General features: G+C 42.5%; 9 protein-coding genes and 2 pseudogenes. 5 read left to right on the plus strand and 6 right to left on the minus strand.

Going from position 1 to position 12,644, the window contains the following annotated elements; translation table 11 throughout:
• Nucleotides 1-174: 174 nt before the first annotated feature.
• The 6 genes from ACE3JL_RS21640 to ilvD form a co-directional block, all read right to left on the minus strand.
• On the minus strand, nt 175-657 hold the full coding sequence (locus ACE3JL_RS21640; protein WP_375328351.1) for a hypothetical protein: 483 nt from the start codon (nt 655-657) through the stop codon (nt 175-177).
• Nucleotides 658-700: 43 nt separating this feature from the next.
• Entirely contained in the window at nt 701-2,314 is a 1,614-nt protein-coding gene (locus tag ACE3JL_RS21645) for an ABC transporter substrate-binding protein (protein ID WP_375328352.1), read from the minus strand.
• A 179-nt stretch (nt 2,315-2,493) separates the two neighbouring features.
• Nucleotides 2,494-3,414, minus strand: coding sequence for an FTR1 family protein (locus tag ACE3JL_RS21650; RefSeq protein ID WP_375328353.1), 921 nt, complete (start codon nt 3,412-3,414; stop codon nt 2,494-2,496).
• 34 nt (nt 3,415-3,448) lie between these two features.
• Nucleotides 3,449-3,883, minus strand: a complete 435-nt coding sequence (locus ACE3JL_RS21655) for a bacterioferritin (RefSeq protein ID WP_002731529.1) — start codon at nt 3,881-3,883, stop codon at nt 3,449-3,451.
• A 228-nt stretch (nt 3,884-4,111) separates the two neighbouring features.
• Nucleotides 4,112-4,972, minus strand: a complete 861-nt coding sequence (locus tag ACE3JL_RS21660) for a lipopolysaccharide assembly protein LapB (protein WP_271988217.1) — start codon at nt 4,970-4,972, stop codon at nt 4,112-4,114.
• A 359-nt stretch (nt 4,973-5,331) separates the two neighbouring features.
• On the minus strand, nt 5,332-7,017 hold the full coding sequence (gene ilvD, locus ACE3JL_RS21665) for a dihydroxy-acid dehydratase (protein WP_271988216.1): 1,686 nt from the start codon (nt 7,015-7,017) through the stop codon (nt 5,332-5,334).
• A 656-nt stretch (nt 7,018-7,673) separates the two neighbouring features.
• Between ilvD and ACE3JL_RS21670 the strand changes: the two genes are divergently transcribed.
• The 5 genes and pseudogenes from ACE3JL_RS21670 (at nt 7,674) to ACE3JL_RS21690 (ending at nt 12,499) form a co-directional block, all read left to right on the plus strand.
• Nucleotides 7,674-8,639, plus strand: coding sequence for an o-succinylbenzoate synthase (locus ACE3JL_RS21670; RefSeq protein WP_271988215.1), 966 nt, complete (start codon nt 7,674-7,676; stop codon nt 8,637-8,639).
• A pseudogene (locus tag ACE3JL_RS21675) lies at nt 8,615-9,957 on the plus strand (2-succinylbenzoate--CoA ligase). Before ACE3JL_RS21670 ends, ACE3JL_RS21675 begins: the two are co-directional and overlap by 25 nt.
• Nucleotides 9,958-10,252: 295 nt before the next feature.
• A pseudogene (locus ACE3JL_RS21680) lies at nt 10,253-10,863 on the plus strand (IS30 family transposase); the annotation flags it as partial.
• 51 nt (nt 10,864-10,914) lie between these two features.
• Nucleotides 10,915-11,685 carry a hypothetical protein gene (locus ACE3JL_RS21685; RefSeq protein WP_375328354.1) on the plus strand — a complete coding sequence of 257 codons (771 nt, stop codon included), beginning with the start codon at nt 10,915-10,917 and terminating at the stop codon, nt 11,683-11,685.
• Nucleotides 11,678-12,499, plus strand: a complete 822-nt coding sequence (locus ACE3JL_RS21690; protein WP_375328355.1) for a hypothetical protein — start codon at nt 11,678-11,680, stop codon at nt 12,497-12,499. Before ACE3JL_RS21685 ends, ACE3JL_RS21690 begins: the two co-directional genes overlap by 8 nt.
• Nucleotides 12,500-12,644: the final 145 nt, after the last annotated feature.

Here is a 12,644-nt window from a genome sequence, read left to right on the forward strand (position 1 = left end):
ATTGGTAGCGATCGCCTGTTAACCAAGGGGGTCAGAATCCAGAGTTGGCAAAGGTTTTCCCACAGTCCCGTAAGATAGCGTTATCCCGAACTCAGGTTAATTACACATATCTAACCACTTCTTGCATGAGTGCATGAGTTCCTATCCTCAGCCAGAAATTGATTTTGTCCGATTTTACTGTCCGGGGGGAATAACTTCTAACGGAACACTTTCAGTGTCTCCATCTTTAGATGGATTGACATCGGGACTTTTTTCTGCATCTGGAGTTTTTTCCACCGCTTTGGTTTCCGGAGTGGGGGGGTTTTCGGGGGGTGCTTCTGGACTGGGGTTATTTTCTGGGATGGGAGTGAATTCCACTGGAGTTTCGCTTTTGGGAGACGGGGAAACTTCGGGGGAAGCTTCGATATTACGGGTAGTTTCTGGGGGAGTTGTTTCTATCCGGGGAGATTCCGGGGTAGTTGCGGGGGGGGATTCCGGGGTAGTTGCGGGGGGGGATTCTGGAGTAGTTGCGGGGGTGTCTTCGCTGGTTTTTTCTTCTTCGCGGGGACAGGCTGCCGATTCTAAACCGAGATGACATCGGACTTCCTCCCGTCCCAAAGATACGGCAATTCCCGACACCGACATTAATAAAGCTAAGATGGCTAAGATATTCTTCATAAAATTAAACTTGATTCTACTCCTCGACATCACATTGTCTATTTTAGATGGGATCGAATTGATATTGAGAACCCTTTGGCCCCTCATTGCCGCGATTAGCACGCACTAGGGGAACTTGATTAAAAATGTTAAAATCCGTGGTGTTTCCCTGCAAGGTGATTCCTCGATTTAAAGTTTCGACTAAAGTAGCACGGTCAGAACTTTTAGCGATCGCTTCTCCTAATACTTTCATGGTATCGTAGGCGGTAGCAGTACGCCAACTGACGCGACCGCGCCAACTTTTCAGCGCATCTTTAGCAAAAGGATCCGTTGCTTGGAAACTCCAAGGTACTGCTAAAACTAATCCGTTAATGCTATCCGCTCCTTGAATGAGTATATCGGGTGTATAAAGTTCATTTCCGCCTAATAAGAGCATTCCTGACGATTCTTGGGCAATAGCCACGGCTTGATCAATGCGATCGCCATCTTTACTCAAGGCCAAAAATACCACCTTAGCGCCGGCTTGTTTGGCCTGATCTATGGCGGTTTTAGCATTAAAATTGCCTTTAGTGGCGTCTATTTCCTTAACTATCTTGCCTCCCGGTTCTTTGATCGCTTTAGCAAAGGAATCCTTTAATTTTTGACTATAGGGACTATCGGAATTATAAAAAAGAACCACTGAGGGAGAATTCTCTTGCTTACTAGCATAATTAGCCAAAGTTTTGGCCACTGCTTCCAGATAACTGCCTAAAACTTCCTGAGACTTATCCTTAAGGGGAATGGTTTTCAGGGTTGCATTTCCCGTTTGACTAACACTGGTAGTCAGGGGAGAAAGAATCGCTAATCCTTCTTTTTCGTAACTTTCAATCGCTTTTTGACTAAAAGGATCGATTCCGTGGCCCATAACTGCCAAAACTTGACCGGATTGAATCAGATCATCAGCGATCGCTTTTGATTGTAACCCACCGCCATCATTAGCGATGACTATTTCCAAAGGATTACCCGGATTAGAATTATTAAACTCCTCTTGATACTTTGCCACACCTCGGAGAATTTCCTTGGCGCTGTTGGGGTCGTTAGCGATGGGGACAACGACGGCTATAGTATTTTGATTACCCTTTTCTCTGGCTTTGGCGTTATTGTAATAGATTTTGCCCTCCGGATCGTTTGCTTCGGGAGTGGCTGCTAGTTGGTAAGATGCGATCGCATTTGCCCAATCTTCCTTTTTAAAGGCTGCTGCGCCTTTTTCTTTGTTAGGAGTGGAATTAAGCAGTATTTTCTCACCTTGGCTAAATAAATCGGGATTTTTAGCCGTATTACTCACAAAAGTTGCCTTGGGTTGCTTGTCTGGGGTTTCTTCTGGTGTAACTTGGGAAGTATCGGGTTTGGGAATGAGCATTTGCAATAGACTCCAACCCCCTAAACCTGCGGTTAAAGCGGTAATTATCAAAGCGAAGGGAAGTAACCAGTTAGATTTTTGGCCGACTCTCGTTGTACCCCCCGGAGACACCACCACCGTGGTTTTAACCGTGGTTGTCACGGGATCCATCGCTTCCCTAGGTAGGCCACAGATAGGACAATCAGGAGTAGTATTTTCGCAGGGTTCATGACCTCCCGCAATCGCTTGCGGATAAGTTTTACCATCTTTAGGGATACCGTCACATTGCCAAGTAGTCATAATCAGTTATCAGTTATCAGTTATCAGTTATCAGTTATCAGTTATCAGTTATCAGTTATCAGTTATCAGTTATCAGTTATCAGTTATCAGTTATCAGTGGGTAAGTTATCAGATTTGAGTTTTAAGTGAGCAGTATGTGTTAAGTGAGCAGTATTAAATAGCAGTTTCTTGCCATCTTTTCACTGTTTACTGATCACTGTTTGAGGACGTTGTCGTAAGCTTTGGAAATAGAGGCCACCGATAAGCAGTAAAAAGAGGATATAAGCAACAATTTGACTGATATAGAGGTTTTGACGATAACCAAACAGAGATTTAAGGAGGAGTCCGGGGAAAGTGCGGTCGCTCAAAATTTGGGAACCGTCCCAAACTTGAAAACCGAGAAGACAGGAGGAGGGGAGAGAAGGACAGAAATTGCGATAAAAAGGGTCAATTTCACTTAAAAGACTGATTCCTGCGTCGATATGTTTCAAAACACCGATGAGTAATCCCGCAACGATTAAGAGGAGGAAAGTCCCCATAATTTGGAAAAAGAGACGGATATTGATTTTTACTCCCCCTGCAAATAGGAGAATTCCCAACAAAGTTGCGACACTTAACCCTGCTATCGCACCGAAGGTTTGTATCTGCCAATCTTTTTGGAATTGGGCCAGGATAAAGAGGACAGTTTCAAATCCCTCTCGTAAGACAGCGATAAAAACGAGTAGAAAAATCGCTTTTCCTGCCCCATTTTCCGCTTTTAAACCTGCTTTTACCGCACTTTCTACCTCAGATTTCAAATATTTGGCCTGTTGAGTCATCCAAATTAACATCCAACTCAACATCAAAACGGCAATCAGTCCAAAAGTGGCGGCCAGTAATTCCTTGATCATTGGTACATAAGGACTAGGAGAGGCATCCACTTGAAAAAGGATTCCCCCTAGCAAAACACCGACCAAAACACTAGCCACTACTCCCGCACCAATACCACGATACACCCATGAGTTAAGTTGCGATCGACCCGATTTTTGCAAACAAGCGAGGACAATTCCTACCACTAAAGCGGCCTCGAAACCTTCCCGGAGAGTGATAATAAAAGTGGGTAAAGCGGAACTAAGATTCATAAGCTAGTCGATAAACTCTAACTTTGATCCTAGCTCAAGCAAAATCCCGCAGCATCTTGCGAATTTCCAGATTGTGTAATTCTTCTTGTCCGATCATACCGCGAGCGAATTCTTCCAGGTAAATACTGGCATCTTCGACGGTTTCTAGGAGTGCTTTGTACAAATCAAGGGATTTTTTCTCATGATTGAGGCTCTCACTCAAGATTGCTTTGATATTATGTTCATAGCTTTCCTCGATGGGGGCAATTTTTAGGCTAGGATGACCTTCTAAACCGGTGAGAATTTCCCCAACTTGTTGCGCGTGGGTGAGGGACTCCGTGGCCTGGGTCTGGAAAAATTGGACGATGGGGATGCGATGGGGACCTGTCACCATCAGGGAATAGTGGGTATAACGGACAACTCCCGCTAGTTCAAATTCCATGATTTCGTTTAGTTGTTCGATGGTTTTGTCTCTGTCTAGTTCTCGCATAGGATTCTCAATAATTTTTCTCTAATTGCAATTGTAGCTAATCCAAACCAGCTAAATGAATCTAAAAACCTTGTTGGATAATATCTTTAGGCTTTTTTGCTATCAAACAAGTGCCAGATATTGGAGCAATCGGGGGGAAATTTTAGGCACTTTTTCCTGAAAATGCCTAAAATCCCCCACAACCCCCAAAAAACCTTTTCAGCAAACCCTAGGTGCTGCAAAAAGACTTTAGCTGGGGGAATAGCAACTCAAGAGGTCATTAAAGGTTTCATTTTGCCTTAAACCATCGAAAACAAAGTTATTACGCGCTAATTCGCCGCAAATATCTGGTTCTATGTCTAGAGCTTCCCGTAAACAGTCGATCGCTTTTTGTTGTTGACCGAGGGCGGCATGACAGCAAGCGGCATTATACCACGCATAGCGATCATCTTGATCGATTTTTAACGATTCTTCATAACAGGCGATCGCTTCTGTTAAACGCTGTAATTCCTGTAGGATCACACCCTGTTGATACCAGGACCAGTAATCTTGCGGTCGGATATCGAGGGCGGTACGATAATTAAATAAAGCCTCTTGGGGATTGCCCCAATCCCGGAAAGCGTCGCCGCGACGATACCAGGCCCAATAATCCCGGGGTCGCGCTCCCAAGGCCAGATCATAGGAAGTAATAGCGCGTTCGTAGTTTTTGAGCAATCGATAGGCCTCTCCTTGCCGATAGGCGGCCCAATAGTCCCCCGGACTGTGACTTAGGGCCCGTTGAAAACAAGCGATCGCTTTTTCGTATTCCTTTAGTTCCTGTAGATAAACACAACCTTGATCATACCAAGCCCAATAGTTATCGGCCTTTACCTGTGCGGCGTTAGAGTAACTTTCAGCCGCTTCTTCATACATTCCCAAGTCTTCTAGTATCATACCCCTTTTGTACCATGCCCAATAATCATCTGGATAATATTCTAAGGCTTTTTCGTAGCTGATTAAGGCTCCAAAATAGTCCATTCTTTCTTTTAAAATATTGCCTTGGTCATACCAGTCCCGATAGGTATCCGGACGGCATTCGAGCGCTCGATAGACAGTAAGTAGATAGGTCATAGTTATTAATCTTTAACGGAGTCAGGAGTCAGTCGGCAGGAGAATTAAGAATAAGCATTTAATTAAATGCTCTATTTAACCTGAGCTAGGGATAAGCTAAAACCCTAATTTTTTCGTTCGCTGTCAACCCTATTCTTTTGTGGAATGAGTAGGAAAATAGCCTTAACCAGAACCGAGGTTATTTAGGGATTTTATGCAATTTTATGTCTATTTTTCTCGTTTTTGCACTCTCAAAAATTAATTATGCAAGAACTCTACTGATTACTGTTTACCGATCACAGCAAAAAAGCTCTGGTGTTCCCTAACTAATATAACAAAGAAACGGCGATCAATTGTGATCGCCATTGCTAGTTATACTTTTAGAACAGATTCAGATCCGTTAAAGCGCCGAGACTGCTAGAGGAGACTAACTTGGCGAATTTGCCGAGAATTCCCGTTTTATAGCGTGGGGGACGCGGTTGCCAATGATTACGACGACGGGTTAATTCTTCCTCCGATACATTTAAACTCAAGAGACGCTGACGAGCATCAATAGTGATTTGATCCCCTTCCTCTACCAGAGCAATTGTACCACCAACCGCCGCTTCCGGAGCAACGTGACCAACCACCATGCCATAGGTTCCCCCAGAAAAACGACCATCGGTAATTAATCCCACGGAATCCCCTAAACCGGCGCCGATAATTGCCGAAGTGGGGGCCAACATTTCCCGCATACCCGGTCCACCTACTGGTCCCTCGTAACGGACAACCACCACATCCCCAGCTTGAATTTTTCCGGCTAAAATTGCCTCTAAACAGGTTTCTTCCGACTCAAACACCCGCGCAGGTCCGGTGATGACTGGAGTTTTCACGCCGCTAATTTTGGCCACGGCCCCCTCTGTGGCCAGATTTCCTTTTAAAATGGCTAAATGACCCTCTTTATAGACAGGATTGCTAAAAGGACGGATAACGTCTTGGCCTGAGGGCGGTTGGTCGGGAATATCGGCTAAAATCTCAGCGATAGTCTGACCGCTAATGGTGAGAGCATCCCCGTGTAGTAAACCATTAACCAGGAGAATTTTCATCACTTGGGGAATACCACCGGCTTTGTGCAGATCCACGGTAACGTAACGCCCGGAGGGTTTAAGATCGCAGATAACCGGTACTCGCTGCCGGATAGTTTCAAAATCATCGATCGATAATTCTACTCCCATGGTGCGGGAAATGGCTAAAAGGTGCAGGACAGCGTTAGTGGAACCTCCCACTGCCATAATGACCGAAATAGCGTTTTCAAAGGCTTTACGGGTCAAAATTTGGCTAGGTAGAATCTGTTTTCTAATCGCCTCGACTAAAACCTTGGCCGATTCTTCGGTACTATCGGCTTTTTCCTCATCTTCGGCGGCCATGGTCGAGGAATAGGGTAAACTCATCCCCATGGCTTCAAAAATGGAAGACATGGTATTAGCAGTAAACATTCCACCACAGGAACCGGCGCCGGGGCAAGCGTTGCGTTCAATTCCGATGAGGTCTTCTTCACTGATTTTACCGGCGCTGTACTGTCCCACGGCTTCAAAGGAACTGACCACGGTTAAATCGCAATCTTTGTAGCGACCCGGTTTAATTGTGCCACCATAGACGAAAATAGCGGGAATATTCATCCGGGCCATGGCAATCATTGCTCCCGGCATATTTTTGTCACAACCCCCGATAGCGAGGACTCCATCGAGACTTTGACCATTACAGACGGTTTCAATGGAATCAGCGATTACTTCCCTAGAAACGAGAGAATATTTCATCCCTTCTGTTCCCATGGAAATCCCGTCACTAATGGTGATAGTCCCGAAAAGTTGCGGCATTCCCCCCGCTAATCTGGTGGCTGCTTCGGCACGCATTGCTAAATCATTAATTCCCATGTTACAGGGGGTAATGGTGCTAAATCCGTTAGCGATGCCGATGATTGGTTTGCTAAAGTCCTCATCCCCAAAACCTACCGCTCTTAACATGGCCCGATTAGGACTGCGTTGGGTACCTTGGGTAACAATGCGACTTCTGTAGTTATCTGCCATAACTTTATCTTTCTCCAATGGCGGCTGACGGGTGCGATCGCAGCTCAAGTTCTCTAATCGCACCTTTATTTCTATTTTCTGACTTTTGGCCGCTCTGAGCAGGTTTTAGGACAGCCCATCTCTAAAGAAAATATAAAACTGTGGGATGATTCAGGGGACAGGAGGTAGCAGCGAGATTGTATCATCGATTTGAAAAAAGCTCTAAATCCTGTTTAAAAGGTATAGAAAATGGCGTTGCTGAATCAAGATATGAATACTGATGACGACTGCTCAATCCGTGTTAGGAATAACTGCATTAAATGCCAGCAATAGCTTTATTTATAATGATTGGACTAGAAAACGGGTTTCTTGAAGAAATCCTTTTTCTGGACTTTGACTTTAAGACAAAAAAACGTTTTGCTGACAAACTCTATAAATAAATTAGGTTGTTTTGAAGCATGAAACCCAACGCCTGCTTATGTTAAGCTACCGCTAACCCATCCTGTAAATAATTGTGCCTCCCTAACAATTAATTGAGATTACTTGCTTACAAGCCCGAAATATGATATAGATATTTATATAAAATTGATTCCGTAACCTTTCACTGATTACTGATTACTGAAAGGTTTCCTATCTCAACTAGAAAATTAATTTTTCACTACTACTTATGGTTAATCATGTATTTTTGGCAATTTCGTGTTTATCAGCGTCCTTTGCTGCGTTCCCTACAAACCCATCACGGACTATGGGAAATTAGGGAAGGAATTATTATTCGCTTAGAAGCGGAAGATGGACGTATAGGATGGGGAGAAATTGCTCCTTTACCCGAATTTGGTTCGGAAACATTATCCGCAGCAATATTATTCTGTCAAACTCTCAAAAATCCCCTATCAATAAATTCAATTTTTTCTATTCCTGAACAATTTCCCGCTTGTCAATTTGCCTTTGAATCAGCTTTAGAAGATTTAAGTATAGAGAATCAATCAAGAGAATTAGAACCGAAAAATTATAGTTATTTATTACCGACTGGTGCGGCAGTATTTCCCAGTCTAGATGATATTCTAGCCGCTCATAAAACTAATACTTATAAATGGAAAATTGCAGTTAATTCTCTCAAGCAAGAGTTAAACTTATTTGAAAAATTAATTGACCGATTACCCAGAGAAATTAAATTGCGTTTAGATGCCAATGGGGGATTAAGTATTGCTGAGAGTAAAATCTGGTTAAAAATTGCCGATGAATGTCAAATAATTGAATTTATCGAACAACCTTTACCCCCATCTCAATTAGCGGAAATGTTGCAATTAAGTCAAGATTTTACCACGGGAATTGCCTTAGATGAATCCGTAGCTAATCTTCGACAAATAGAGGAATGTTATCAACGGGGATGGCGAGGAATTTTTGTGATTAAACCTGCCATTACTGGTTCAATGCAAGGGTTAAGAAATCTCTGGAAAAAATATCCCTTAGATTTAGTATTTTCTTCGGTTTTAGAAACTAATATTGGCAGAAAATCCGCTTTACGTCTAGCACGAGAATACCCCAGAAAAGAGCGAGCTTTAGGTTTTGGTGTACAACAATGGTTTAATAATAGTGACCCCGATTGGTTAGGAAAACTGTGGACAACATCAGCAAACAATTAGCATATCTCAGTCAAAAAGATTGGTTATATGGATACAATAGCCAAAAATTTTATCAATTATATCAGTCCTATTCTCGGCAATTTATTGCCGCAGATAATCATCGATTAACTATACTGCTTGCTGAAGACAATCTCATTAAATTTTTAGCCATATTCTTGGCTGCTGTCAGGGTCAAAAGTTGCCTATTTCTAGCTAATCCCGATTGGAAAACTAACGAATGGCAGCAGGTTTTCTCTCTGGTGCAACCCGATTATATTTTTGGCAAAAATATCAAGGTTTATCACCAGAATTTTTCTCCTGTCAATTCCTTGATTAATTCTCTGATGATACCCACGGGAGGAACCTCGGGAAAAATTCGCTTTGCTATCCATAACTGGTTAACTTTAACTGCTTCTGTTAAAGGTTTCTCTGAATATTTTCAAGTCAAGCAGGTTAACTCTTTTTGCCTACTACCTTTATATCATGTTAGTGGTTTAATGCAGTTTCTGAGAAGTTTTTTAACGGGGGGAGATTTTGCTGTTATTCCTTACCATAAAATCAAACAAAAGCGGATAAATAATCTCAATCTTCAAGATTATTTTATCTCTTTAGTACCTACTCAATTACAATTCTTTCTAGAAAATGATCCTCGCTGGTTAGCCAATTTTAAAACAGTTTTACTAGGAGGTTCCCCTGCGTGGCCATCTTTATTAGAAAAAGCTAGAGAATATAATATTTCCCTATCTACCACCTATGGAATGACGGAAACTGCCTCACAAATTGTCACCCTTAAACCGGAAGATTTTCGACGAGGTAATAATAGTAATGGACAGCTATTACCCCATGCTCAGATAAAAATTAATCCCGATAACCAGAAAATTATTATTGAAGCAAAATCTTTATTTTTAGGCTATTATCCCCATCTTAATCAAGCAAGCTACTTCGAGACGGATGACTTAGGTTATTTCGATGAAAGTAGTTATTTATATATCATTGGTCGCGATAGTCAAAAAATAATTACTGGAGGAGAAAACGTTTATCCTTTTGAGGTAGAAACTGCTATTAGACAAACTAATTTAGTTAAAGATGTAGTGATTTTAGGGATGCCAGATTCTCGATGGGGACAGGTAATTGTCGCTTTTTATGTCCCCGTTAATTCTCAGATAAACCAGACAAGTATTCAATCCCAGATTAAAAATAAATTAGTCAATTACAAACTGCCGAAATATTGGATAAAATTACCAGAGATACCAAAAAGTCCCCAGGGTAAGATTAATCAAACCACTTTAATTAAATTAGCTGAAACTTTTTTGACACCGAGTCAAACCCCGGACGATAATTATAACAGTTATCTTAATGGTGCGCCAATTCAAAAATGAAACGCATCAACCTCAAGAGTTGACAAAAAAAGGCCCATCAGGTACTGTCTGATCATTAACAAAAACAAATCAGACCCAAAAACGAAACACCCAACATCTTAACATAGAACAAAGAAACTTGTTCTACCAACTTAGTCAGCAGCAATTCTCATTTTAAGGTTTCATGACATTAAAACCCTTGCACCTAGAGGGGTTAATAATTCTTAACGAATCTCTAGATCGCTGAAACAACGCAAAATCGTTTCAAAATGAGAATTGCTGCTTAGTCAGGAGGGAAATTTATCTCAACGGCAAATGGAGCTCTAGCTCGAATGTCATCAAAGCACGTATCACGAGAATTAAGAAGAAATCAAAGTTCTCTGGGCTGCTATCTACCTGACACAGCACAATCTGAAAACGAGACGCGCACCAAAAATGCCAAACAACCCTTTTAAAATGTCAGCGAGTCGGCCTTAGAGTTGGTGAAAAAAGAATTGAAAGATTATCATAGTCCCGAACAAATAACAGGTCGTCTGAAAAGAGCCAGTCAAGAATCGCTCAGTCATGAAACCATCTATCAGAACTATCGAAACTGTGGAAAATATCAAGAATACCTACGTCAAGGACAAGGAAAAAGAAAGAGTTGAAATGGAGCAAAAAGTAAGCGTGGAGCGATTCCAGTGCGTGTAGATATCAGCGAGCGACCAGTAATTGCTGACCAGAAAACTGAAATCGGTCATTGGGAAAGTGACATAATAATTGGAAGCAATCATCTAGGAGTTCTCGTTACTCACGTGGAGAAAGCCTCGAAATTTTTAGTAGCAGGATTAGCCAAAAACAAAACCGCATCGGAAATCAATAGAGTCACAGAAAAACTTTTCCAAAAACCCCAAATACAGTACAATTATTACAGTTAAGGGTTTGAAAGGCCTAGGATGATGGCAAAGCAATCAAGGGCAATCGCGGTAACAGAACATGATAATAAGTGTCCCGAATGTCTGCACTTGGAGATTTCGGGAGAACCCCTTGCGCTTGAGTCTAAGGGTGTTTTTTCCCGTTTCAAAAAATCTGAACCAGAGGCGTTTTCCCTATCGGTGCGGATTATTTTTAATGAGCAGTGGCTTGATTTTCGCTTTGGACGGGTTAAGTTTGGTTTGCGGGGGGGAGAGTTACGCTTAAAACTGGAGAATGGCCAAATGCCTTCTGAGTTGAGAAATGAAGCGTTGAAAAAGATTTTAGCAAGGGAGTTGGAGATTGAACGTCAGTTAGGAGGAGAACAGGAAAGCAAGTCTCAACTAGAAGGAACTGTAACTCCTGATTTATCGAAGGCAAGCTTCAAGGGAGTTAGAGAACAGCGTCGGAAAGAGTCCCAGGGGGATAAGTTTCAGCTTAAAATAGCGCAAATTAGTCACAAGGGAGCAAATAATCAGCCTGTGTGGGTGTTCGAGAATAGGACAGGTGAGCCTGTTTTGATTGGGGAATTAGCGGATTCCCTGGGTAAAATGTTAATTGCGGGTGTTCCCTGGAGCGTTGAAGCGACATTTACTCCTGAAATGCGTCAGGTTGTGATTACGGGTTTAGAAAATTTATTTAAAGATGATATTTATCGACACGAAAAATTAAACATATTTGAGTTAGCCTTAGCTAAGTTATTTTTAAAGCATAAAACCCAACCCTATCTAAGTCGTCAGGTATTACGTTATGAGTGATGCAGATTTTATTCGAGAAGTTGAAGAACTGTACCTGCGTCTTGCTAATGCAGATACAGATGATCTAGTTGAGTTAGCTAAACTTGCGGGTTTAGACCCTAAAACAGATTTAGCCGACTCTGTTTGGGTTCCCTATCCCAGCTTTGGGGAATTTCGCCAGAACACCTTAGCGGCGGTGGTGCTGACAGATTATCTAGAAGAGCATGGGATAGAGGTAGATGCTGCGGCGGCTGATAATGCTCAAGTGGTACTACCCAAGCTAGGTAAACTAGAAGCTATATTGATTCCTCAAGAGTCTGGTGAAGAACTGTTAGATTTAAGCCAAATTAGGGTCGAAATTGACCTAAATCCGGCAACCCTAGCCTATATTTTAGTCGAGTTAGGGGAAGGAGGAGCTTGGTTAACTGGGGTTCTGTTGAGTTCGGATCTGCGCCAGGATTTCCCAGAAGGCGGCGCGGTGTCCTTGGCGATGAGGAAACCTATATCGGCGCTGTGGGAAGCTTACCATCGGTGGGAAAACTGTCAGCAAATCATGGCGCAGTATATCGATAAACAAGGCTGGTCAGCGGAACAGCGAGCGGAGGTAATCACGGTGTTAAACTGGGTCTGGGACTATCGGCAGGACTATGAGCGTCCGACGCTATTAAAGGAGTTTTTAGAAGAGAAGGCCAGCGAGAATCATGAGAATTTTAAACCCTTAGTCTCGCGTCCAGAAGGGGTAAGGGAAGCAACGCCTAAGCCGTCTTCAGAGGGTGCGGTGGACTGGCTAGAGGTGGCGATGGATTTGCTTGATGAATTGGGAAAATGTATTTAAAAATAATAATATCAGAATGTAGGGTGCGTTGGGGGTACGGGCGAAGCATTCGGATAGGAAATCTAGGGTTTCAGTAATAGGTTATTGTCCGAATGCTTCGCCCCTACTCAATCATCTAACAATCCGTCGTAACGCACCACACCTA

Origin of the sequence: Microcystis sp. BLCC-F210 (genome assembly GCF_042134685.1) — a bacterium.
Lineage (GTDB): Bacteria > Cyanobacteriota > Cyanobacteriia > Cyanobacteriales > Microcystaceae > Microcystis > Microcystis aeruginosa_D.